At 68.2% G+C, this 22,762-nt stretch carries 22 protein-coding genes; 13 read left to right on the top strand and 9 right to left on the bottom strand.

What is annotated here, in order from left to right; translation table 11 throughout:
* Positions 1 to 70: 70 nt before the first annotated feature.
* The 6 genes from ftsZ to ligA all read left to right on the top strand — a co-directional run bounded on the left by ftsZ (position 71) and on the right by ligA (position 9,023).
* The gene (gene ftsZ, locus GGR03_RS06735; RefSeq protein ID WP_183206767.1) at positions 71 to 1,636 is read left to right on the top strand and encodes a cell division protein FtsZ; all 1,566 of its coding nucleotides are present in this window, start codon (positions 71 to 73) and stop codon (positions 1,634 to 1,636) included.
* A 320-nt stretch (positions 1,637 to 1,956) separates the two neighbouring features.
* Positions 1,957 to 2,895, top strand: a complete 939-nt coding sequence (lpxC, locus tag GGR03_RS06730) for a UDP-3-O-acyl-N-acetylglucosamine deacetylase (protein WP_183206766.1) — start codon at positions 1,957 to 1,959, stop codon at positions 2,893 to 2,895.
* 119 nt (positions 2,896 to 3,014) lie between these two features.
* Positions 3,015 to 3,896 carry an outer membrane protein assembly factor BamD gene (locus GGR03_RS06725; protein ID WP_183206765.1) on the top strand — a complete coding sequence of 294 codons (882 nt, stop codon included), beginning with the start codon at positions 3,015 to 3,017 and terminating at the stop codon, positions 3,894 to 3,896.
* A 187-nt stretch (positions 3,897 to 4,083) separates the two neighbouring features.
* Entirely contained in the window at positions 4,084 to 5,760 is a 1,677-nt protein-coding gene (gene recN, locus GGR03_RS06720; protein WP_183206764.1) for a DNA repair protein RecN, read from the top strand.
* Positions 5,761 to 5,772: 12 nt separating this feature from the next.
* Positions 5,773 to 6,906 (top strand): FAD-dependent oxidoreductase, encoded by a 1,134-nt coding sequence (locus GGR03_RS06715; RefSeq protein ID WP_183206763.1) that lies wholly within the window; start codon positions 5,773 to 5,775, stop codon positions 6,904 to 6,906.
* A complete protein-coding gene (gene ligA, locus GGR03_RS06710) occupies positions 6,903 to 9,023 on the top strand; it encodes an NAD-dependent DNA ligase LigA (protein ID WP_183206762.1) in 2,121 nt (706 codons plus the stop codon). Before GGR03_RS06715 ends, ligA begins: the two co-directional genes overlap by 4 nt.
* A gap of 16 nt (positions 9,024 to 9,039) precedes the next feature.
* On the opposite strand, the gene GGR03_RS06705 is transcribed toward ligA, so the two are convergent.
* The 4 genes from GGR03_RS06705 to GGR03_RS06690 form a co-directional block, all read right to left on the bottom strand.
* A complete protein-coding gene (locus GGR03_RS06705) occupies positions 9,040 to 9,669 on the bottom strand; it encodes a DUF1989 domain-containing protein (RefSeq protein ID WP_183206761.1) in 630 nt (209 codons plus the stop codon).
* A complete protein-coding gene (gene gntA / locus GGR03_RS06700) occupies positions 9,666 to 10,412 on the bottom strand; it encodes a guanitoxin biosynthesis heme-dependent pre-guanitoxin N-hydroxylase GntA (protein WP_183206760.1) in 747 nt (248 codons plus the stop codon). The genes GGR03_RS06705 and gntA overlap by 4 nt, the downstream gene beginning before the upstream one ends.
* A 146-nt stretch (positions 10,413 to 10,558) precedes the next feature.
* The gene (gene fghA, locus GGR03_RS06695) at positions 10,559 to 11,398 is read right to left on the bottom strand and encodes an S-formylglutathione hydrolase (protein ID WP_183206759.1); all 840 of its coding nucleotides are present in this window, start codon (positions 11,396 to 11,398) and stop codon (positions 10,559 to 10,561) included.
* On the bottom strand, positions 11,398 to 12,507 hold the full coding sequence (locus GGR03_RS06690; RefSeq protein ID WP_183206758.1) for an S-(hydroxymethyl)glutathione dehydrogenase/class III alcohol dehydrogenase: 1,110 nt from the start codon (positions 12,505 to 12,507) through the stop codon (positions 11,398 to 11,400). The genes fghA and GGR03_RS06690 overlap by 1 nt, the downstream gene beginning before the upstream one ends.
* A 222-nt stretch (positions 12,508 to 12,729) precedes the next feature.
* Here GGR03_RS06690 and GGR03_RS06685 point away from each other — a divergent pair, with 222 nt between their 5' ends.
* The 3 genes from GGR03_RS06685 (at position 12,730) to GGR03_RS06675 (ending at position 14,405) form a co-directional block, all read left to right on the top strand.
* On the top strand, positions 12,730 to 13,281 hold the full coding sequence (locus GGR03_RS06685) for a YbjN domain-containing protein (RefSeq protein WP_183206757.1): 552 nt from the start codon (positions 12,730 to 12,732) through the stop codon (positions 13,279 to 13,281).
* Positions 13,282 to 13,402: 121 nt separating this feature from the next.
* Positions 13,403 to 14,116: an AzlC family ABC transporter permease gene (locus tag GGR03_RS06680; RefSeq protein ID WP_246367614.1), complete on the top strand. Its 714-nt coding sequence runs from the start codon at positions 13,403 to 13,405 to the stop codon at positions 14,114 to 14,116.
* Entirely contained in the window at positions 14,109 to 14,405 is a 297-nt protein-coding gene (locus GGR03_RS06675; protein WP_183206756.1) for an AzlD family protein, read from the top strand. The genes GGR03_RS06680 and GGR03_RS06675 overlap by 8 nt, the downstream gene beginning before the upstream one ends.
* Positions 14,406 to 14,444: 39 nt before the next feature.
* On the opposite strand, the gene GGR03_RS06670 is transcribed toward GGR03_RS06675, so the two are convergent.
* Positions 14,445 to 15,467 (bottom strand): Tim44 domain-containing protein, encoded by a 1,023-nt coding sequence (locus GGR03_RS06670; protein WP_418884967.1) that lies wholly within the window; start codon positions 15,465 to 15,467, stop codon positions 14,445 to 14,447.
* An 88-nt stretch (positions 15,468 to 15,555) separates the two neighbouring features.
* Positions 15,556 to 16,746, bottom strand: coding sequence for a vWA domain-containing protein (locus tag GGR03_RS06665; RefSeq protein WP_183206754.1), 1,191 nt, complete (start codon positions 16,744 to 16,746; stop codon positions 15,556 to 15,558).
* 103 nt (positions 16,747 to 16,849) lie between these two features.
* On the opposite strand from GGR03_RS06665, the gene GGR03_RS06660 reads away from it, so the two are divergent.
* The 3 genes from GGR03_RS06660 (at position 16,850) to GGR03_RS06650 (ending at position 18,560) form a co-directional block, all read left to right on the top strand.
* A complete protein-coding gene (locus tag GGR03_RS06660) occupies positions 16,850 to 17,782 on the top strand; it encodes an alpha/beta fold hydrolase (RefSeq protein ID WP_183206753.1) in 933 nt (310 codons plus the stop codon).
* A gap of 107 nt (positions 17,783 to 17,889) precedes the next feature.
* On the top strand, positions 17,890 to 18,216 hold the full coding sequence (locus GGR03_RS06655; protein ID WP_183206752.1) for a hypothetical protein: 327 nt from the start codon (positions 17,890 to 17,892) through the stop codon (positions 18,214 to 18,216).
* An 8-nt stretch (positions 18,217 to 18,224) separates the two neighbouring features.
* Positions 18,225 to 18,560, top strand: a complete 336-nt coding sequence (locus GGR03_RS06650) for a helix-turn-helix domain-containing protein (RefSeq protein ID WP_183206751.1) — start codon at positions 18,225 to 18,227, stop codon at positions 18,558 to 18,560.
* A gap of 550 nt (positions 18,561 to 19,110) precedes the next feature.
* On the opposite strand, the gene GGR03_RS06645 is transcribed toward GGR03_RS06650, so the two are convergent.
* The 3 genes from GGR03_RS06645 to GGR03_RS06635 form a co-directional block, all read right to left on the bottom strand.
* Positions 19,111 to 19,941, bottom strand: a complete 831-nt coding sequence (locus tag GGR03_RS06645; RefSeq protein WP_183206750.1) for a PhzF family phenazine biosynthesis protein — start codon at positions 19,939 to 19,941, stop codon at positions 19,111 to 19,113.
* Between the two features lie 106 nt (positions 19,942 to 20,047).
* Positions 20,048 to 20,497 carry a GNAT family N-acetyltransferase gene (locus GGR03_RS06640; RefSeq protein ID WP_183206749.1) on the bottom strand — a complete coding sequence of 150 codons (450 nt, stop codon included), beginning with the start codon at positions 20,495 to 20,497 and terminating at the stop codon, positions 20,048 to 20,050.
* Positions 20,494 to 21,333, bottom strand: coding sequence for an AAA family ATPase (locus GGR03_RS06635; RefSeq protein ID WP_183206748.1), 840 nt, complete (start codon positions 21,331 to 21,333; stop codon positions 20,494 to 20,496). Before GGR03_RS06635 ends, GGR03_RS06640 begins: the two co-directional genes overlap by 4 nt.
* A 199-nt stretch (positions 21,334 to 21,532) precedes the next feature.
* On the opposite strand from GGR03_RS06635, the gene GGR03_RS06630 reads away from it, so the two are divergent.
* Positions 21,533 to 22,717, top strand: a complete 1,185-nt coding sequence (locus tag GGR03_RS06630; RefSeq protein ID WP_183207065.1) for an MFS transporter — start codon at positions 21,533 to 21,535, stop codon at positions 22,715 to 22,717.
* Positions 22,718 to 22,762: the final 45 nt, after the last annotated feature.

Here is a 22,762-nt window from a genome sequence, read left to right as displayed (position 1 = left end):
GCCGGCAAGCATGGACCAAGGGATCGGCCGCGCGGCGAGACGGCCCGAACAGTGGAACGAGGAACGAACGATGAGCATCACCCTCAACAAGCCGGACATCACCGAGCTGAAGCCCCGCATCACCGTCTTCGGCGTCGGCGGCGGCGGCTGCAATGCCGTCAACAACATGATCAACGCCGGCCTCGAAGGGGTCGAGTTCGTGATCGCCAACACCGACGCGCAGGCGCTCCGCTCGTCGCGGGCCGAGCGCATCATCCAGATGGGCGTCGCCGTGACCGAGGGTCTCGGCGCCGGCTCGCAGCCGGAAGTCGGCCGTGCGGCCGCCGAGGAGTCGATCGACGAGATCTGCGATCACCTGCTCGGCTCGCACATGTGCTTCGTCACCGCCGGCATGGGCGGCGGCACCGGCACGGGCGCAGCCCCGGTCGTGGCACGGGCCGCCCGCGAGAAGGGCATCCTGACCGTCGGCGTCGTCACCAAGCCGTTCCACTTCGAGGGCCAGCGCCGGCTGCGGATCGCCGACCAGGGCATCGAGGAACTGCAGAAGAACGTCGACACGCTGATCGTCATCCCGAACCAGAACCTGTTCCGGATTGCCAATGACAAGACCACCTTCGCCGACGCCTTCGGCATGGCCGACCAGGTGCTCTACTCCGGCGTCGCCTGCATCACCGACCTGATGGTCAAGGAAGGCCTGATCAATCTCGACTTCGCCGACGTCCGTTCGGTGATGCGCGAGATGGGCAAGGCGATGATGGGCACCGGCGAAGCCTCGGGCGAGGGCCGTGCGATGGCCGCCGCCGAGGCCGCGATCGCCAACCCGCTGCTCGATGAGACCTCGATGAAGGGCGCCAAGGGCCTGCTCATCTCGATCACCGGCGGCCGTGACCTGACGCTGTTCGAAGTCGACGAGGCGGCGACCCGCATCCGCGAGGAAGTCGACCAGGACGCCAACATCATCCTCGGCGCCACCTTCGACGAGAACCTCGAAGGCGTGATCCGCGTGTCGGTCGTCGCCACCGGCATCGACAAGGCCGATGGCTACGTCGCGGCCGAGCGGCCGATGATGGCCCAGACCCAGGCCGTCGCCCAGCCGGCCGCCGCCCAGCCGCGCGCCGTTCCGGTGGCGCAGCCGGTCACGCAGCGTCCGGTCGAGGCCCAGGCGGCCCCGAGCTTCGCTTCGGTCGAGGAGGATTTCGCTGCGGACGAGATCGAGGACGATTTCACCGCTGCGCTCGAGGCCGAGATCGCCCAGGTCAGCCCGTCGACTGCCGGCGAGCGCCACGCTGCCGCCGTGCAGTCGCCGCGCATGCCCCGGGTCGAGGACTTCCCGCCGACGGTCCGTGCCGAGATCGAAAGCCGTGCAGCGTCGGTCGACGGTCACGAAGATCGCGGCCCGATGGGCCTGCTTCGCCGCCTGACCACGGGCCTGTCGCGTCACCAGGACGAGGAGGGTGTCGTCGAGACCCGCCGGCCCGCCGCCGAGCAGCCGCGCCGCGCGCCGGCCGAGCCGAGCCCGTATGCGCCGCGCCGCGTCGCGGCGGAATCGGCTGCCCGTCCGGTGGCCACGCAGCGGCCCCAGAGCGACGACGATCAGCTTGAAATTCCAGCGTTTCTGCGCCGTCAGGCGAACTGATCGGCACGCGTTGCAAGTTTGACACAGGGCCCGCCGGGGAACCGGCGGGCCCTTTCGCGTCTAACTTGTTGAAAATGCCTGCTTTTGCGATGCGTTAACCAGGCTTCTGGTAACAACGGGTAAGAAAGCGTGATTTGGCCATCGACGCAGTGCGTTCTAGGAATTTCCGTGCGTTCAACAGGTTTTGTGTCGCGTCGTTCGTCGGGGGGCGATCGGCCACTAGCGACCAGCAGACCGGAACGCCGAGGGGACGCCAGCCACAGGATGGAAGCGCTCCATACCTCGATCTGCATGGTGGGAAAGGTTTGCCGGTAGTGTCAATGTTTCAGCAGACGATAGGCTCGCGGATCGCATTCGACGGTGTCGGCGTCCATAGCGGCCTGCCCGTCCAGCTCAGCCTGCTTCCGGCCGAGGCGAATACCGGCATCGTCTTCCACCTCTTCGACGGCGGCGAGCTGCTGCACGAGATCAAGGCGGTTTCCGCCAACGCCGCTCTCATCGACCTCGCGACCGTGGTCGGTGACCCGCGTGGCGCGCATGTGTCGACGATCGAGCATCTGATGGCCTCGCTCTACGCGATGGGCATCGACAACATCGTCGTGCAGATCGATGCGCACGAGACCCCGATCATGGACGGCTGCGCCGCTGCCTTCATCGCGGCGATCCGCGAGGCCGGCACCGTCAGCCAGGCCTGCCGGCGCCGCTATCTGCGGGTGCTGAAGCCGGTGACCGTCGAGATGAACGGTGCCTGGGCGGAATACCGCCCGCACAACGGCACGCGTTTCGAGGTCGAGATCGAATTCGACAGCCCGGTCATCGGGCGCCAGACCTACAGCGCCGACCTGACGGCCGAGCGCTTTGCGCGCGACCTGTCGCGGGCCCGTACCTTCGGCTTCATGAAGGATGTCGAGCGGCTTTGGGCAGCAGGTTTCGCCCTCGGCTCCTCGCTCGAGAATTCCGTGGTGATCGGCGAGGACGGCCGGGTGATCAACCCGGAAGGCCTGCGCTACAAGGACGAGTTCGTCCGTCACAAGACGCTCGACGCGATCGGCGACCAGGCACTGGCCGGTGCGCGCGTCCTCGGCTGCTACCGCTCCTATCGCGGTGGCCACAAGCTCAACGCGCTGGCACTGCAGGCTCTGCTTGCCGACCATCGCGCCTATGAGATGATCGAGATGCCGTCGCGCCGGGTCGATCCCGTCCGCCACGCGCCGCTGGTCGCCGTCGCGGCGCCCGCTTACGGTCCGCAGACGCTCTGAAGCGGACGGTCCGGACGCAGCAGTCACAAAAAAGACGGCTTGGTGCGGCTTGAGCGTTGCCGGCATCAAAGGTCGGGCGTACACATGCCGGGCCTTTCGAAGGCAGGGGGTCGACGCATATGAGCAATCCGCAAACCACTCGCGCCGTTCCGCGCTCGCGCAAGGCGACGCTGGGACTGGCGGCCGTTCTGGGGCTGGCGTTCGGGGGGCTTTCCGGCTGCATGTCTTCGGGCACCAGCGACGTCGACGCGCTGGCGCTCGCCGCGCAGACCGAACCGCCGGACGTTCTCTACAACCAGGGCCTCGCCAATCTCGAGGGGGGGCGCCTCAGCGAGGCGTCAGCGAAGTTCGAGGCGATCGACCGCCAGCATCCGTATTCGGAATGGGCCCGCAAAGCGCTCGTCATGCGCGCCTTCGCCAGCTACCGCAGCGGCGAGTACGAGGACGCCATCAGCTCGGCGCAGCGTTACCTGGCGCTCTATCCGGGCTCCGAGGACGCCGCCTACGCCCAGTACATCATCGGGCTCGCCTATTACCGGCAGATCCCGGACGTCACCCGCGACCAGAAGGAATCGGCGCGGGCCGCCGCCGCCATGCGCGAGGTGATGGAGCGCTATCCCGATTCGGAATATGCCGAGGACGCGCGCACCAAGATCCGCATCGCCCGCGACCAGCTGGCCGGCAAGGAAATGCAGGTCGGCCGCTATTATCTCGAGCGGCGCGAATATCTGGCGGCGATCAACCGCTTCAAGAACGTCGTCGACGTCTATCCGGAATCGCGCCAGGTCGAGGAGGCGCTCGCCCGCCTGACCGAGGCCTATTACGCGATGGGCCTGACCAGCGAGGCGCAGGCCTCCGCCTCGGTGCTCGGCCAGAACTTCCCCGATTCGCCCTGGTACCGCGACTCCTACCAGCTGCTGCAGAGCAAGGGCCTGACGCCGCGCGAAGGCGGTGCCAATTCGTGGTTCGCCAGCGCCGGACGCGCGATCACCGGCGCCTGACCGGCGGTCATCGAGCCCGATCGCACGGTGGTGTGACGCCCGGCATGGCCAGCTAGAACACGCCAGAGGCCGTCTTCTCCGGAAGGCGGCCTTTCGTGTCTTCGGCGCAATGCCGATCTCGACAGGCCGCCCTATCTTCGCTTGGCTGTTGCTATAGCGGCGGCGCTTCACTACCGACATTCGGGCCATGCTGGTTCACCTTTCGATCCGCGACATCGTTCTCATCGAACGGCTCGATCTCGCCCTGGCGGCGGGACTGTCGGTGCTCACCGGCGAGACCGGCGCCGGCAAGTCGATCCTGCTCGACGCGCTTTCGCTCGCCCTTGGCGGGCGGGGCGATGGCGGGCTGGTGCGTCACGGCGCCAGGCAGGGTGAGGTGACGGCGGTGTTCGACATCGCCGGCGATCACCGCGCCCGCGCCATGCTCGTCGAGAACGGTATCGACGCGGATGGCGACGTGATCCTGCGCCGCGTCCAGAGTGCCGACGGGCGGACGCGCGTGTTCGTCAACGACCGGCCGTCCAGCGTCGCCCTGATGCGCGACCTCGGGCAGCTGCTGGTCGAGATCCACGGCCAGCACGACGACCGGGCGCTGGTCGACCCTGCCGCGCATCGCCTGCTGCTCGACCAGTATGGTGGCCTGCAGAGCGAGGCCGAGGCGGTGGCGCGGGCCTATGCCGCCTGGAAGGACTGCGAGCAGGCGCTGCTCCAGCACCGCGCCCGTGTCGACGCCGCCCAGCGCGAGGCGGATTTCCTGCGGGCATCGGTGGAGGAGCTGTCGGACCTTTCGCCGATCGCCGGCGAGGAGGAGGAACTCGCCGCGCGCCGCCAGACGATGATGCGCTCGGAGAAGATCGCTACCGACGTCAGCGACGCCAACGAGGAACTGTCGGGCCACTCCTCGCCGATCCCGCCGCTGGCAGGGCTTCTCAAGCGTCTCGACCGCCGCCGGGACGAACTGCCCGGCCTGCTCGACCCGGCGATCGAGCGGATCGACGTGGCGCTCGACGCGCTGTCGGAGGCACAGATGGCGCTTGCGGCGGCGCTGCGCTCGCTGGAGTTCGACCCGCGGGCGCTGGAGGAGACCGAGGAACGGCTGTTCGCGCTGCGGGCGGCGGGGCGCAAGTTCAACGTGCCGGTGGACGATCTGCCGGAGCTCACCGCGCGGATGATCGGCGATCTCGCCGATCTCGACGCGGGCGAGGACCGGCTGCACCGGCTGGAGGCGGAGGCGACGGAGAAGCAAGCATTCTTCGCCGGCATCGCCGCGACGCTTTCGGAGAAGCGCCAAGTCGCCGCTCGGCTGCTGGAAGGTGCGGTGATGGCGGAGCTGCCCGACCTCAAGCTCGAGCGCGCCGAATTCATCGTCGAGACGGCGACCGATGCGGACCGGCCGTCCGCGGCCGGCATCGACAGCGTCGAGTTCTTCGTGCGCACCAATCCCGGCACGCGCCCCGGCCCGATGATGAAGGTTGCGTCCGGCGGCGAGCTGTCGCGCTTCCTGCTGGCGCTGAAGGTGGCGCTGGCCGACCGGGGCTCCGCGCCGACCCTGGTGTTCGACGAGATCGACACCGGCGTCGGCGGTGCGGTGGCCGACGCGATCGGCCGTCGGCTGGCGCGGCTGGCGGGCTCGGTGCAGGTGCTCGCCGTGACGCACGCGCCGCAGGTCGCCGCGCGCGCCACGAGCCATCTCCTGATATCGAAGGCCACGGCCGACAGCGGCGAGGATCGTGTCGAGACCCGTGTCGCCACGATGGGCGATGCCGGGCGCCGCGAGGAGATCGCGCGGATGCTGGCCGGCGAGAGCGTCACCGAGGAAGCGCGGGCCGCCGCCGCCCGACTGATCGGCGCGGAGAGGCGTTGAGGAGGCGGGTCGATGGCGCATGACAGCGTGATCCTGATCGCCGGCGCCGGTCCTGTCGGCCTCGCCGCAGCGGTCGAGCTGACCCGGCGCGGTCTGGCGGTGCGGATCATCGACGCCGGCGAGGGGCCGACGCCGCCCGAGCAATCGCGGGCGCTCGGCATCCTGCCGACAACGCTGGCGATCCTCTCCGCCTCGGGCGTCACCCAGCAGCTGCTCGCCGAGGGTGCGCGGATCGGCGGCGCCGACATCGCGCGCGACGGGCGCAGGCTGTTCTCCATCGAGGTTTCGGCCGCGCGCACGCCGACGCCCTTCATCCTGTCACTGCCGCAGGGCCGGACCGAGCGGATCATGGTGGAGTGGCTGGCGAAAAGGGGCGTTGCGGTGGAATGGGGTGTCGCTCTCGACGACATCATCGACACGCACCGGCCGCGGGCCGTCCTGTCGAGCGGCGAGACGGTCGCGGCGCGCGCCGTGATCGGCTGCGACGGCATTCATTCGCGGGTGCGCGAGGCGGTCGGCATTCCCTGGCGCGGCGAGGGCTATCCGGGCGCGTTCTCGCTGGCCGACGTGCGATTCTCGGCGCCGATCGACGCCACCCGCGCCAAGGTGAACATTCGCACCGGGATCGGCGGCTCGGCGCTGCTGCCGTTCGGGACGCATGCCGGGCGGTTCATCGGCCTCGGCGGCTCGCCGGAGTCGCTCTACGAGGGGGTCGAGGGTATCGAGGCGGTGACGTGGACGTCGCGTTTCGGCGTCGCGTTCCGGCGCGCCGAGCGCATGGCCAAGGGCCGGGTATTCCTAGCGGGCGACGCCGCCCACGTGCATTCGCCGGTCGGTGGGCGCGGCATGAATCTCGGCATCTGGGATGCGGCGACGCTCGCCTTCCTGCTCGCCGAGGGCCGCGAAACCGAATACGAGACCAAGCGCCTGCCGGTGGTCGACCAGGTGCTGAAGGCGACCCGCCAGATGACCGACACGGTGAGCAAGTCCGGCGGCGGCGCTCTGCGGCTCTTACCGTTTGCGATGCCGCTCGCCCTCCGCGTGCCGATCGTCGCGCGGCGGATCGCCGAACGGGCGCTAGCGCTCGACCTGCCCCAGCCGGAATGGCTGGCGGCAGCTTCCGGAATGAACAGGGACGCAGGATGAGCGACACGCCGGTCGAGGAACTGACGGAGACCGATGCCGCGGCGGAGCTGGAACGGCTGGCCGGCGAGATCGCCGCGCACGACCGACGTTATTATGCCGACGACGCGCCGACCGTGTCCGATGCCGAATACGACGCGCTGCGCCGGCGCAACAGCGCCATCGAGGCGCGGTTTCCAGGGCTGATCCGGGAGGACTCGCCGTCCGCGCGGGTCGGCACCGAAGTGTCGGACAAGTTCGGCAAGATCCGTCACTCGATTCCGATGCTGTCGCTGGACAACGCCTTCTCGGACGAGGACGTTGCGGATTTCGCCAAGCGCGTCCGGCGCTTCCTGAAGCTCGACGAGGCGGCGCCGCTGGGCATCACCGCGGAGCCGAAGATCGACGGCCTGTCGCTGTCGCTGCGCTACGAGCAGGGCGAACTCGTCTCCGCTGCGACGCGCGGCGACGGCACGACGGGCGAGGACGTCACCCGCAACGCGCGCACTGTCGCCGACATCCCGAACCGGCTGAAGGGGTCCGTGCCGGACATCTTCGAGGTGCGCGGGGAGGTCTATATGAGCCATGCCGGCTTTGCCGCGCTCAATGCGAGCCAGGCGGAGGAAGGCAAGCCGATCTACGCCAACCCGCGCAATGCCGCTGCCGGTTCGCTGCGCCAGCTCGACGCCGGGATCACAAGGCGCCGCAAGCTGAACTTCTTCGCCTATGCCTGGGGCGAGGCGAGCGAGGTGCCGGGCGAGACGCAGATGGACGTCGTCGCGGCGATGAAGGCGATGGGTTTCAAGACACTCGACCTGATGAAGCGCTTCGAGACGATCGAGGGGCTGATCGCGCATTACCACCAGATCGAGGAGGGAAGGGCCGGGCTCGGCTACGATATCGACGGCGTCGTCTACAAGGTCGACGACCTCGCCCTGCAGAAGCGGCTCGGCTTCGTCTCGCGCTCGCCGCGCTGGGCGATCGCCCACAAGTTTCCGGCCGAGCAGGCCACCACGGTACTCCGCGACATCGAGATCCAGGTGGGGCGGACGGGCGCGCTGACCCCGGTCGCCAAGCTCGACCCGGTGACGGTGGGCGGCGTCGTCGTGCAGAACGCCACGCTGCACAATGCCGAGGAGATCGAGCGGCTGGATGTGCGGGTCGGCGACACGGTGCAGATCCAGCGCGCCGGCGACGTGATCCCGCAGGTGCTCGGCATCGTCGCGGAGAAGCGCCCGGCGGGCACAGAGCCCTTCGCCTTCCCCGAAACGTGCCCGTGCGAGCTGAAGACGCCGGTGGTGCGCGAGGAGACGGCCTCCGGCGCGCAGAGCGTGGTTCGCCGCTGTACCGGCGAGTTCGCCTGTCCGTTCCAGCGGCGCGAGCATCTGAAGCTGTTCGTCTCCCGCAAGGCCTTCGACATCGACGGTCTGGGGGAGAAGCAGATCGACCTGTTCTACGACGACCCGGATTTCCGCGTCCGCACGCCCGCCGACATCTTCAAGATGCGGGGGCGCGATGCCGCCTCGCTGAAGAAGCTGAAGGACAAGGAAGGCTTCGGCGAGGTCTCGGCCCGCAACCTCTTCGACGCGATCGAGGCGCGGCGGACGATCGCGCTCGACCGGCTGATCTTCTCGCTCGGCATCCGCCATGTCGGCGAGGCGACGGCGAAGACGCTAGCCCGCGCCTATGGCAGCTTCGAAGCGTTCCACGAGGCAGCGCTGAAGGTGGCCGAGGGGGACGCCGAGGCCGCCGCCGAGATGGACGCGCTGGAAGATATCGGCGGGGCGGTGATCACCGCCGTGGCGCGGTTCTTCTCCGAGGAGCACAACCGCCATCTCGTCGACGAACTGGTGCGGGAGCTGACCATCGAGACGGTGGCGAAGCCAGCGGCGACCTCGCCGGTCTCCGGCCAGACCATCGTGTTCACCGGTTCGCTGGAGCGGATGACCCGCGACGAGGCCAAGGCCATGGCCGAGGCGCTGGGCGCCAAGGTAGCGGGCTCGGTGTCGAAGAAGACCGACCTGGTCGTCGCCGGCCCCGGCGCCGGTTCTAAGCTCAAAAAGGCGGCCGAGTTCGAGATCGAGGTGATCGACGAGGACGCCTGGTTCGTTCGGATCGGGCGGGGCGGCGAGGCGGGCTGAGCCCGCCCCCTGCGGTTCAGCCGTCCGAAGCCGTGCCGCCTTCGTCCTTCGGCACGATCCGGTAGTGGATCGGCTTGAAGCTGCCCCCATTGCTGGCGGGAGCCGAACAGGCGGTGAGGCCGATGACGAGATCCATCTCGGCGCGGAACGTGATGTGGTCGCCGGCCTTGCTCAGCGGTGGCAGGACCTTGAAGCGACCGGTCTCGCCGTCGACGGGCACGTTCATGAAGCAGTTGAAGGCGACCGGGATGGCGTCGTCGGTGACGCCCCAGGGTGCCAGCGCGGCAGCGAGGTTGCCGTGACAGCCCTGGTGCGGCGGCTCGTTGTCGTAGCAGAGGCGGAAGGTCGCCTCGCTGCACGGCGTCAGCAGAAAATCGTGACGGCCGACCGTGTCCTCGACGATCTCGAGCATGACGTTGGACCGGTTGGAATAGAGCTTGTCGCCGGTGGTGAGGTAGATCCGCTCGGCGTAGTCGAGCGTCCGGCCAGACGACAGCATCTCCCTGATGTCGGCAAGCGATACCGCCAGGAGGTCGGCAACCTGGCCGCCTTCCGGGTCGATGACGATCAGTTCCTCGCCGGCTTTCAGTTCGAAGGCGGCGCCGCTGCGCGGCGGGATGTGATGGCTGTGCCCGTTGGCGCTCATGATGCGCGCCGGACGTCCGGCGACTCCTCGTTGGCCGCCGGCAGGACGGCCGCCTCTGCCTTGCGGGAGAAGGGGCAGGTCCATTCGGGGCCGACGGCGCGGCCACTATATTGCCGCGCCTCGGAGATCGTGCCGTGCCGGGCAAGCATCGGGTTCGGCGCGCCGGCGAGCTTCACGTCGCGGTCGATGATCGCCTCGCGGAGCTTCTCGTAGCGGTTCGCTTCGCGCAGCATCTCGAACTGGTTGTGGAGATTGAACACCATCGTCGGGTGGGCGAAGCGCCGTGCCGGCCGGCTGGCCTTGGGATGAAGGCCGACGACGAAGAATGCCTCGCCGCCAAAGCTCAGCGAGAAATGCTGGTCGGCAGGGTCGGAGCTGACGCGCGGATCGTGCTTCTGGCCGCGCCAGGCGTCCTTGTCGGCAAGCGACTGGATGCGCTCCCACAGGCTCTGCTCGAAGCCTTCCTCGGTCAGCTCGGACGGACCTTCAAAGATCACCGCGAAGCTGGTGAACAGCATCGGCTCCTGGCTGTATTCCCAGGCAAAGTGCATCAACCGGTCCTGGATCTCCAGGTCGTTCCAGGCACTGTCGATGCTGCGGGCCGTGTGGATCGTCATGCGGCCACGCTGCAGGGCAGACTTGGCGCCGACGCAGGGAAAGCCCTGGTCCATGATGAAGCTGCGCAGCTCGGCCTCGAGAGGAGATGCAGCGATGTCGTCGTTGACGCTATGGGTACTGGGCATGGGGACGGAGCGCCTCGTTCAGGGGACTCCGAAACAGGCTGTGTCCCGGATGGTTCCGGTATTCGCTTGCCGGCTACGACTCCAGTCGACGGCGAGAGCGTCGAAGGAATGGCAGCCGCGATCGCCCGCGGCCGCCGGTTTCGGTGTTACTTCCGGAGCCGCTCGGCGTGCCAGCCGAGATGGTCGGCCATAAAGGTCGAGATGAAGAAGTAGCTGTGATCGTAGCCCGGCTGGCGGCGCAGCGTGAGCGCGATGCCGGCGTCCGCGCAGGCCTTTTCCAGGCGTTCGGGCTGCAGCTGGGCGGCCAGGAAATTGTCGGCCTCGCCCTGGTCGACCAAGAGCTCGGCGACCCGCGCGCCGTCCTCGATCAGCGCCACAGCATCGTGCTTGCGCCATGCCGCGCGGTCCTCGCCGAGATAGCCGGGCAGGGCCTTCTGGCCCCACGGCACTTCGCTCGGTGCGACAATCGGCGCAAAGGCCGAAACCGCCTTGTAGCGATCAGGATAGGTCAGGCCGATGGTCAGCGCGCCGTGGCCGCCCATGGAATGGCCGAGGATCGACTGGCGCTGCGGATCAACCGGGAACTCGGCGGCGAGGAGCGCCGGCAGTTCCTCGGTGACGTAGGACCACATGCGGTAGTTCTTCGCGAAGGGCTCCTGCGTCGCATCCACATAGAAGCCGGCGCCGAGGCCGAAATCATAGGCCGCATCCGCATCGTCCGGTACGCCGTCGCCGCGCGGACTGGTGTCCGGCGCGACAAAGATCAGCCCGAGCTTGGCGCAGGCGCGGCGATACTCGCCCTTGTCCATGACGTTGGCATGGGTGCAGGTGAGGCCGGAGAGATACCAGACCACCGGCAGCTTCGCGCCCGGCGCATGCTCCGGCACGTAGACCGCGAAGGTCATGTCGGTGCCGGTGGCGGCGGACGCATGGCGATAGACGCCCTGCGTTCCGCCGAAGGCTTTCGCCGTCGAGACGGTTTCCATCAGAAGACCACCACGGAGCGGATCGACTTGCCCTCGTGCATCAGGTCGAAGCCCTTGTTGATCTCCTCCAGCGTCAGCGTGTGGGTGATCATCGGGTCGATCTGGATCTTGCCGTCCATGTACCAGTCGACGATCTTCGGCGTGTCGGTGCGACCGCGCGCGCCGCCGAAGGCCGAGCCCTTCCAGACGCGGCCGGTGACCAGCTGGAACGGCCGGGTGGAGATCTCCTTGCCGGATTCGGCGACGCCGATGACCACCGAGACGCCCCAGCCGCGATGGCAGGCCTCGAGCGCCTGGCGCATCACCGTGGTGTTGCCGGTGCAGTCGAACGTGTAGTCGGCGCCGCCGTCGGTCAGGCCGACGAGGTGCTGGACGATGTCGCCGTCGATCTCCTTCGGATTGACGAAATGCGTCATGCCGAAGCGGCGGCCCCACTCTTCCTTGTCCGGATTGATGTCGACGCCGATGATCTTGTCGGCACCGACGAGGCGGGCGCCCTGGATGACGTTCAGCCCTATGCCGCCGAGGCCGAAGACGACGACGTTGGCGCCCGGCTCTACCTTCGCCGTGTTGACCACAGCGCCGACGCCGGTGGTCACGCCGCAGCCGCAATAGCAGGTGGTCTTGAACGGCGCGTCCTGGCGGATCTTGGCGACGGCGATCTCGGGCAGGACGGTGAAGTTCGAGAAGGTCGAGCAGCCCATATAGTGGTGGATCGCCTGGCCCTTGTAGGAGAAGCGGGTGGTGCCGTCCGGCATCAGGCCCTTGCCCTGGGTGGCGCGGATCGCGGTGCACAGGTTGGTCTTGCCGGAGAGGCACGACTTACACTGGCGGCATTCCGGCGTGTAGAGCGGGATCACGTGGTCGCCGGGCTTCACATAGGTGACGCCGGCGCCGACCTCGCGGACGATGCCCGCGCCCTCGTGGCCGAGGACCGACGGGAACAGCCCCTCGGAATCCAGCCCGTCGAGCGTATAGGCGTCGGTGTGGCAGATGCCGGTCGCCATGATCTCGACCAGCACCTCGCCGGCCTTCGGACCTTCCAGGTCGAGCTCGACGATCTCGAGCGGTTTCTTGGCCTCGAACGCCACGGCGGCTCTGGTCTTCATGCATCTCTCCGAAATCTTGGTGCCGGGCTCGTGCTAGCGGTTTCGGGCCGGCTTGCAAACCCTGCGGCGGACGCGCCGGACGCGTGGGCTCGGTGCTGACGCGCCGGAAGCTGCATGGCAGCAGGGCCACGGTCGGCGGCAGAAGCGTTGATAAGGCGCGATGACGGGTTGCGGCGATGTCGGGGTAAGCCGAGATTGGCGTTTCACGAACGGGAATCGCTCATGTCCTTCAGTCCGCCGCGCGTGCTGCGCACCGGCCTCTTCACGCTGCTTTTGCTCACGGGTGCCGGCGGGGCTGCATTTTCGGCCGAGACCTTAGAAACGCCGCTCGCGCCGGGCCTCACAATCCCCGCCCAGGCCCTGGCGGCACCGGTCGTCGCGGCGAACGACGTCGGGGCCATCGCCGACATTGCCCGTGGCTATGGCGAGGCTGACGAGATCGCCGCGGACAACGGCGATCCGGTGATAACCGGCGAGATGAACGGCATCGGCTACCAGATCTTCTTCCTCGAATGCGTCGCCAACCGCGACTGCAAGGTGCTGGATTTCTATGCCATCTGGGACACGCCAGGCGTCCAGCTCGAGGCGATCAACGAGTGGAACCGCTCGCAGCCGTTCAACAAGGGCTATCTCGGCGAGGACGGGCTGCCGGTGATCGAGCTGAACCTGTCGCTGGTCGGCGGCCTGACCCGGCCGCAACTGGTCGATGCCTTCGACCGCTGGGCCGTTGCCCTTGCCGAGTTCCAGCGCACGATCATCGAGGCAGCGCTGTAGCGCCGTCGCCGCTTGCGCAGGCGGTGCTCACGCTTCCGCTTGCCTCCGCCCGGAGCCCGGCGTAATCCGCCTGACGAGCCAGCCGGCTCTCCCGCCGCATCCATCCCTGCCGAGCGCCCGCTTGACCCATTCCGCCCGCCTGGAAATCCGCGCCGCCTTGCGCCAGCTTCTGCCGGTGATGCTCGCCGTGACGCCCTTCGGGATGGTGTACGGCGCGGTGGCCGTCGCCGAGGGCCTGACGCTGTGGCAGGCGATGGGATTTTCCATCTCGCTCTATGCCGGTGCCTCGCAACTTGCGGCGCTGCAGATGATCGGGGTCGGCGCGCCGATCTGGTCGGTGCTGCTGACGGTGGTCGCTCTGAATTTTCGCCACGTGCTCTACTCGGCGTCGGTCGGCCGGCATCTCACGCGCTTCAACCCGCTGGAGAAGGCGGCGGCGTTCTTCCTGCTCACCGATCCGATGTTCGGCGCGGCAGAGGCGCGGGCGCTGCAGCAGCCGCTGACGAAGACGTTCTACTTCGCCTACGGCATCCTGCTCTACCTCGTGTGGATCGGCTCGACGCTGATCGGTGCGGTGTTCGGCTCGATGATCGGGGATTCGGAGAAATACGGACTGGATTTCGTCCTGCCGGTCTATTTCCTGTCGCTGCTGATGACCTTCCGGGCGCGCAATGCCTTCTATCTCGTTGCATCGAGTAGCGCCGCCGTGTCCCTCCTCGTCTACGCGACCCTGGGCCCGCCCTGGCACGTGACGATCGGCGGGCTCGCCGGCGTCGCGGTCGCAGCGCTCGCGCCGCCGAGGCGGCAGGCCGAAACGGCGGGCGGCGATGAGTGAGATCTGGCTGATCATCCTCGCCGCCGGCGCGCTGACCTACCTGACGAGAGCCGGCGGGCATCTGCTGCTGGCAAGGTTCGGGCGAATCCCGCCGCGGCTCGATGCGGCGCTGAACGCGGTTCCGGCTGCGGTGCTGACGACGATCGTGACGCCGGTGCTGGTGTCCGGCGACTGGCCGGAGCGCGTGGCGATCGTCATCTGCATCGCGCTGTCGCTGCGCCTGCCGCTGATCGCCACCGTCGCCATCGGCACGACGATGGTCGCATTGGCCCGGGCTGCGGGCTTCTGAAGGAGGCGGCGGAACGCCGGAGCGTCCCGCCGCTGAGCCTCAGGCTTCCTGGATCGCCGACAGCTTCCAGTCGCCGCCGCGCTCGCGCACGAAGGTCCACAGCTCGGTGGCTTCGGTCGGGGTCTCGGGATTACCCTCGACGACCTCGCCGGTCGTGCGATCGCGCATCACGTCGATCGACGAGAAGCGCATGGCGACGCTGGCATAGTCGCTCGGGCCCTCGCGCCATGCCTCGGCGAGATCGCCCTGCTCCAGCTTGACGTCGAGCACGTCGTTCTTGCGGCCCGAGGTGGCGTTGTCCGAAAGTTCCTCGGCGAGATAGGACATCACTTCCGGCGTGGTCAGCTGGCGCAGCGCCGCGTAGTCCTCGCGGGAGAAGGCAGCCTGCACGGCGACGAGGCGCTGCTCGAACGTCTCGAGGTCCTCGTCGGTGATGCCGACTTCGTCGGAGCCACTGGCCACTGGGGTAGCTGCTGCCTTGGCGCCTGCGGCACCGGCCGCTGCACCGGCGCCCGAGCCGATCGAGGGGATGCGGAAGCTGCCTGCACCCGCCGCCGGAGGGCTATCCTGATAGGCGCGGCGCTCGTTGCGGCTACCGTCGCCGGCGGATGCCCGGGCCGGCGTCGGCGCCGAGCGGCCGCGGAACAGGCGGATCAGCAGCATGGCGCCGAGCCCGACCAGCAGCAGCTGGACCAGCAGCGCCAGGAAGCCGCCCATGCCGCCGAAGCCGGTGCCCATCAGCATGCCGAACATGCCGCCGAGCAGCAGGCCGCCGAGCAGGCCGCCGCCGAGCCCGCCGAACAGGCCGCCGCGCTGCGCCTGTGCGCCGGGCTGGCGGGCGGCTGCACCCGGCTGCGCGGCCGAGGGCTGGGTCATCGTGCGGTTGACCGGCGCGGTGACGTTCGGCGCGGTCTGCGTCGCCGGTGCACTCTGGAACGTCCGCCCGCCGCGGCTGCCGAAGCTGCCGCCGCGCCGCGCGTCGGCATAGTCGACGGCGACGAAGGAGAAGACGAGGAAGAGGCTCGTGAAGAGAGCGCCGAAGCGCAGGCGGTTGGCCATCAAGTGTATCCGTCAGGTTGTCGTTACAGAGACATATGGGAAGGTGCCGTGACCCGTGCCACGTTGCGGGAGCAATATCGGCAAGGGCCGGCTAACGCGAGAGCGTTCGCGTCGCCGCCTCGATGCCCTGGAGCGTCATCGGATACATGCGGTCATCGGTCGCCTCGCGGATCATCGCGATGGACTGGGTCCAGTCCCACTGCGCCCGCGGCACCGGGTTCAGCCACGCCATGCGCGGCCATTGCCGGGAAAAGCGCGACAGCCAGACCGACCCGGGCTCGGCGTTCCAGTGCTCGACCGAGCCGCCCGGCATCACGATCTCGTAGGGGCTCATCGAGGCATGCCCGACGAAGACGGCGCGGTAGTCATGCCCGAAGCGGTTGATGACGTCCTGCGTCGCGATCGTCTCGGCATGGCGGCGGCGATTGTCCTTCCACAGCCGCTCATAGGGGCAGTTGTGGAAATAGAAGAACTCAAGGTGCTTCAGCTCCGAGCGCGCCGCCGAAAACAGCTCCTCGACGACCCGGACGTGGTCGTCCATCGACCCGCCGATGTCGAGGAAGAGCAGCACCTTGACCGCATTGCGCCGCTCCGGGCGCGTCTTCACGTCGAGATAGCCGTGCTCGGCGGTGGCGCGGATCGTGCCGGAGAGGTCGAATTCCTGCTGTGCACCGTCGCGGACCCACCGCCTGAGCCGCTTCAGCGCGATCTTGATGTTGCGGGTGCCGAGCTCGACGCCGTCGTCGAGATCCTTGAACTCGCGCCGGTCCCAGACCTTGACGGCGCGCCGGTGGCGGCTCTCCGCTTGGCCGATGCGCACGCCTTCCGGGTTGTAGCCATAGGCGCCGAAGGGGGAGGTGCCGCCGGTGCCGATCCATTTGGAACCGCCCTGATGGCGGCCCTTCTGCTCTTCCAGCCGCTGCTTTAGCGTCTCCATGAGTTTCTCGAAGCCGCCGAGGCTCTCGACCAGCTGCTTCTCCTCGTCGGTGAGGTGCTTCTCGGCCAGACGCCGCAGCCATTCCTCCGGCAGTTCGCGAGGGTCGATGCCTCTTTCGCCGGCTGCCGCGACGGATTCGACGCCCTTGAAGACCTCGGCGAAGACGCGGTCGAAGCGGTCGATGAAGCGCTCGTCCTTCACCAGCGTGGCGCGGGCCAGGAAGTAGAAGCCCTCGACGTCGAAGCCGACGAGATCGGCGCGCATCGCGTCGAGCAGCAGCAGGTGCTCGCGCAACGTGACCGGGACGCCGGCGTCCTTGAGCTTGAGGAAGAGGGTCAGGAACATCCGCCAAGCCTAGGGCAGGCAGGTCGCCGTGTCATCGGCGAAGCACCCGCAGGCTTGCCAGGCGCCGGCGCAACCCGCCACATGGGGGCCTGGAGGAAGCCTCATGCGCCTGTCGCTTGTCCTGGCCCTGATCGTCGTCGCGGCGCTCGCGCTCGGCCTGTACTGGCTGTGGACGCCGGACCGGTCGCGCGTTGCGCTGGAGGCGGCCTATATGGATTCGCCGGACGACATGATCGAGGTCGATGGCGTGTGGCTGCACGTGCGCGACAGCGGGCCGCGCGAGGCGCCGGCGCTGATCATGCTGCACGGCTTCGGCTCCAGCCTGCACACCTGGGAGCCGTGGGCCGAGGCGCTCGGCGATCGCTATCGGGTGGTGCGCTTCGACATTCCCGGGACCGGCCTCTCGGGCCTCGATCCGACCGGCGACTATTCCGACGAACGGACGCTCGACGTGCTGCGGGCGTTGATGGACAGGCTGGCGATCGACAAGGCGACGCTGATCGGCAACTCCATGGGCGGGCGCTTCGCCTGGCGCTTTGCCGCGGCACATCCGGAGCGGGTGGAGAGGCTGGTGCTGATCTCGCCGGACGGGTTCGCCAGCCACGGCCTCGAATACGGCAAGCGCCCGGACGTGCCGGCGATGGTCCAGCTGATGCGCTATGTCCTGCCGCGATCCATGCTCCGCATGAACCTGGTGCCGGCCTATGCCGACCCGTTGCGGCTCTCCGAGGCGACGGTCGACCGCTATTACGACCTGCTGCTGGCGCCCGGCGCCCGCGACGCGACGATCGCCCGGATGGGGCAGGTGGAGCTCGTCGAGCCGCCGCCGCTGCTGGCGACGATCACCGCGCCGACCCTGCTCCTGTGGGGGGAGAAGGACGCGATGATCCCGGTCGCCAACGCCGCCGACTACCAGGCGGCGCTGCCGGACAGTCGTCTCGTCGTCCTGCCGGATCTCGGCCACGTCCCGCACGAGGAGGCGCCGGCCGAGGCGCTGGTGCCGGTCGCAGCGTTCCTGGACGAGGGGCGGGCGTGAGAGGCCTTCCGATAGAGAAGCGTCCTCTGCATCTTCGCTGGCCGGAGCCAGATTGCGTCCGCTCGACTTGTCGATGCTGCGCCAATGGCGTATATAAGGGCTGGTGAGTGGCGCCGGGATTCCAGATCATCGTCGCTGAAACCAGGCGCTTCCAGTTGGACTGCGCGCTCTACGGACTGGATAGCGTTCGAAAGCTCAGACTCATTGATGCACTGGGCTCCGACCCGACGATCGGCCGTCCCTATGCGGAGAAGACGGGGCTCTGGGTCTGGTCGATCGGCGATTACGATCTGATCTATGCGATCAGCGGCGATTTCTCCAAGCTCGTGCTGGTCGAGTTGCGGCCGAGTTCATTGCCGCAAGGAAAATTGCTCGATCGGTTGTTCGTGGTGATCGATCGGATCAACGCCGTGAAGAAGCTGTTTGGCTTGTGAGGAAACGGATGAAGCGATTGAAGACACCCGAGCAGGAGGCCGAGGACCTCGTCGAGTCGCTCGAGCAGGCGCTGCAGTTCTTTGAAGGCGACGAAACCAACGTCGTCGTCCACCGCATCCCGATCGCCGTGCCGGACATTGCCAAGCTCCGCCGCAAGCTGAAGCTGACGCAGGACGCCTTTGCCGGCAAGATCGGCGTGCCGGTGGCGACGTTGCGCAACTGGGAGCAGGGACGGCGCTACCCGACCGGGCCGGCGCGGGTGCTGCTGAACGCGCTCGAGCGCGAGCCGAAGGCGGTGATGGCCGCCATCGCCGCCTCGGAGACGGTGGAAGCAGCGGAGTAGGGGGGAAGGTCGTCTCGCCTGGCAGACATGCGTCGCCGCCCCATCGACCGTCCCGCGATGCTGCCATCCCTCTGTGACGTCCTTACCCCTCTCTTGCCTTTTCTGCGACTTGGCCCTCGGCAAGCCTCGGGACCAAGACCGCGAAAAGGCTTTCTCTCCCTCACGGGGAGAGAGCGCGGATCACCGCAAATGCCGTGCTTCCTCTCCCCCCTTGAGGGGGAGAAAGCGATTTCATCGGCTTAGCGCTGAAGGCGCTAAACGATAGAAATCGCAAGAGAGGGGTCTTCGCGCTGACGCCGTTCAGACGGATGGCCGATCCGCTCCCGGGCCAGCGCGAGCACGCGGGCCGTGTCGACATCCGCCAGGACATCGGCTTTGCCGAAGGCATGGGTCCTCGGGTCAAGGCCGAGGATGACGCCGGGAGGGAGGGAGCGGCCTTGCCGGCACCGTACAGCGCCAGTGAAAGATGCGGCGGACCCCGGAAGGCGACACGAAGCGTGCCGTCTTCGTCACCCGCAGGAGGCCGCTGCCGCGGATACTCGCCCCACCATCACCCCGGCACGTTGATCTCTCCCGTCAGATACAAGACGGCCTCGCCGGCGACGACGACCGTGTCGCCGTCCAGCCGGCAGCGCAGCGTGCCGCCGCGGTGGGAGACCTGCCGGGCGAGGAAGGCGGTCTTGCCGAGCTTTTCGGCCCAGTAGGGCACCAGTGCGCAATGGGCCGAGCCAGTGACCGGGTCCTCGTCGATGCCGGCCTTCGGCGCGAACATGCGCGAGACGAAGTCGACGCCGGAGCCGGGCTCACCCGGCGCCGTGGCGATGACGTTGCGTGGCGGCAGGCCGGCGATGGCGCGGATGTCGGGCGCGAGCGCAGTGATCTCGGCCTCGCTGGCAAACACCGCCAGCCAGGACGTGTCGTCCGGCACGGCGAAGATCACCGCCTCGGTCGGCCGTGCGCCGAGCGCCGTGGCCAGCGCGTCGATGCCGGCGGCATCAACCGTGCCGACCGCGTGGCGGCGCGGCAGCCGCATGACGTACCAGCCGTCCTCGTCCCGCGTCACCGTCAGTTCGCCGGACTGGCGCGTCACAAAGGTCAGCGTCGAGGCGGTCTCGCCGAGGCATTCGGTAAGGACATAGGCCGATGCCAGCGTCGCGTGCCCGCAGAGCGGTACCTCAACCGCCGGGGTGAACCAGCGCAGCTCCCAGCGCGCCTCGCCGGCCGGCACGAGAAAGGCGGTCTCGGCGAGATTGTTCTCGGCGGCGATCGCCAGCATCGTCGCGTCGGGCAGCCATCGATCGAGCGGCACGACGGCCGCCGGGTTGCCCGCGAACAGCCGATCGGTGAAGGCGTCGACCTGGTAGAGGGGGAGCGTCGGCATGGGTGATCTCGCAGTCTCTCGAAGGCATGGCTTGTGGCCGCGCCGGGCCGGCGCGACCAGCGAATTCTCGTGATGGACGCGATCACCGCCACTGATGGCGGCCGGATCAGCGCTTTCGCTGGTACTTGATGAAGGGCGTCTGTTCGCCGATCCGGTCGTAGAGCTGGCGCGCCGTCCGGTTGAAATCCTGCGTCATCCAGTAGACGCTGGGGCAGCCCTCTTCATCGGCGGCGGCATAGACAGCCTCGATCAGCGCCCGGCCGACGCCGGTGCCGCGCACGTCGGGATCGGCGTAGAGGTCCTGCAGATAGCAGACGTTCTCGACGCGCCAGCCGTGGCGATGGAAGAGATAGTGGGCAAGCCCCACCGGCCTGCCATCGACTTCGGCGATAAGCCCGCGAAACTCGTCGGCTTTGCCAGACAGCATCCGCGCGAAGCTGGTGGCGTAGACCGCTTCGGGGACGCTCGCCTCGTAGAACTCGAGATAGGCCGTCCAGAGCCGGCGCCATTCGGCTTCGTCGGTGGCGGCGAGGGGGCGGATCATCACGGCGCTCATCCCCGGCCTCGCGCCAGGAACGCCAGCCGCTCGAAGAGATGCACGTCCTGCTCGTTCTTCAGCAGCGCGCCGGCGAGCTTCGGCAGTGCCTTGGTCGGGCTCTCGCGCAAATCCTTGGCCTCGATGTCCTCGGCGACGAGCAGGCGGATCCAGTCCAGCGCCTCGGAGGTCGAGGGCTTCTTCTTCACGCCCGGCTGTTCGCGGATTTCGTAGAACTGGGTGAGGGCGGCGCGCACCAGCTCCTGCTTGATGCCGGGATGGTGGACGTCGACGATGCGCGCCAGCGTCTCCGGGTCGGGGAACTGGATGTAGTGGAAGAAGCAGCGGCGCAGGAACGCGTCCGGCAGCTCCTTCTCGTTGTTGGAGGTTATGACGACGATCGGCCGGTGCTTCGCGCTTATCGTCTCGTCGGTCTCGTAGACGTCGAACTCCATCCGGTCGAGCTCCTGCAGGAGGTCGTTGGGGAATTCGATGTCGGCCTTGTCGATCTCGTCGATCAGGAGCACGACGCGCTCGTCGGAGGCGAAAGCCTCCCACAGCTTGCCGGGGCGAATATAGTTACGGATGTCATTGACCCGGGCATCACCAAGCTGGCTGTCGCGGAGCCGCGAGACGGCGTCGTATTCGTAGAGGCCCTGCGCCGCCTTGGTGGTCGACTTCACCGTCCATTGGATCAGCCGCAGCCCGAGCGCCGAGGCGATCTGGAAGGCAAGCTCGGTCTTGCCGGTCCCCGGCTCGCCCTTGACCAGCAGCGGCCGCTCCAGCGTGATCGCGGCATTGACCGCCACCATCAGATCCTTGCCCGCGACGTAGCTCTCGGTTCCGGTAAAGCGCATGCGTGTCGTTCCTTCCCTATCGGCGCAACCATAGGTGCGGCGACGGGCGATGCAAGCCGATCGGTGGACGGGCCGTGTGCGCTGCAGCACTTGGTTTGCGGTGCGGCAGGCGCTATCTCGGCAACGCCATGGGGTCCATCCCCGCCTTTGGGACAAGACGATGCGCCAGACCCGCCGACCCGATGCCGCCGTTGCGACCATGACGGCCGATGATGCCGCCGGCCCGCGCGGCCTCGGCACGGTGCTCACCGTGCTGTTCGCGGCCTCCTCCGGCGCTTTGGCCGCCAATCTCTATTACGCCCAGCCGCTGGTCGCGCTGATCGGCGCCGATACCGGCCTGTCCCGCAGCACCGAGAGCTCGCTGGTGACGCTGGCGCAGATCGGCTACGCGGTCGGGCTGGTGCTGCTCGTGCCGCTCGGCGATGTCGTCGAGAACCGCAAGCTGATCCTCGCCACCATGGCCGCCAATGTCGTCGCGCTGGCCGGCCTTGCCATCGCGCCGGGCCTGGCGCTGTTGTTCACCGCCATGCTCGCCGTCGGCATCACCTCGACCGCGGCGCAGATGATCGTGCCACTGGCCGCCAATCTCGCGCCGGTCGAGGAGCGCGGCGCGGTGGTCGGCAATGTCATGAGCGGGCTCCTGCTCGGCATCCTGCTAGCCCGGCCGCTGTCGAGCTTCCTCGCCGAATTCGTCGGCTGGCGCGGCGTCTTCGGCCTGTCGGCCGGAGTGATCGCGGCGCTTGGCCTCGCCTCGCTCTTCCTTCTGCCGCAGCGTCGCCCGGAAGGGACGCGCGGCTACGGGGCCCTCATTGCCTCTCTCGGCCGACTGTTCCTCGACCAGCCGGTCCTGCGGCGGCGGGCGCTTTACCAAGCGGCGATGTTCGCGGCCTTCTCGCTGTTCTGGACGGCGACACCGATCCTGCTCCTGCGCGAGCCCTACGGCTTCAGCCCCGGCGGCGTCGCGCTGTTCACGCTGGCCGGGGTGCTCGGCGTACTCGCGGCGCCGGTTGCCGGACGGCTTGCTGATCGTGGGTACACGCGTGTCGGCACAGCCGTCGCGATCGGGACGGCCGTGCTGGCGTTCGTGCTGGCGCTGTTCGGCGAAAGCTCGCTGGCTGCGCTGGTCGCGGCAGGCATCCTGATCGACCTCGGCGCCCAGGCGAATCTCGTCCTCGGACAGCGAGAGATCTACCAGCTCGACGACACGATCCGGAGCCGGCTGAACGCCGTCTACATGACGACCTTCTTCCTCGGCGGTGCCCTCGGCTCGGCGCTGACGAGCCCCGTGCTGGAAAATTTCGGCTGGCAGGGCGTGTGCCTCATCGGCATCGCCATGCCGGCGGCGGCGCTGGTGTATTTCCTGGTGGTCGACCGGCCGGAGTGATCCGCACGGCCGACTGGCAAGGGCGGCTCGCGCGGGTTATATTCG

This window comes from Aurantimonas endophytica (assembly GCF_014196845.1).
Taxonomy (GTDB): Bacteria; Pseudomonadota; Alphaproteobacteria; order Rhizobiales; family Rhizobiaceae; genus Aurantimonas; species Aurantimonas endophytica.
This window is presented reverse-complemented; position numbering and strand designations above follow the sequence as displayed.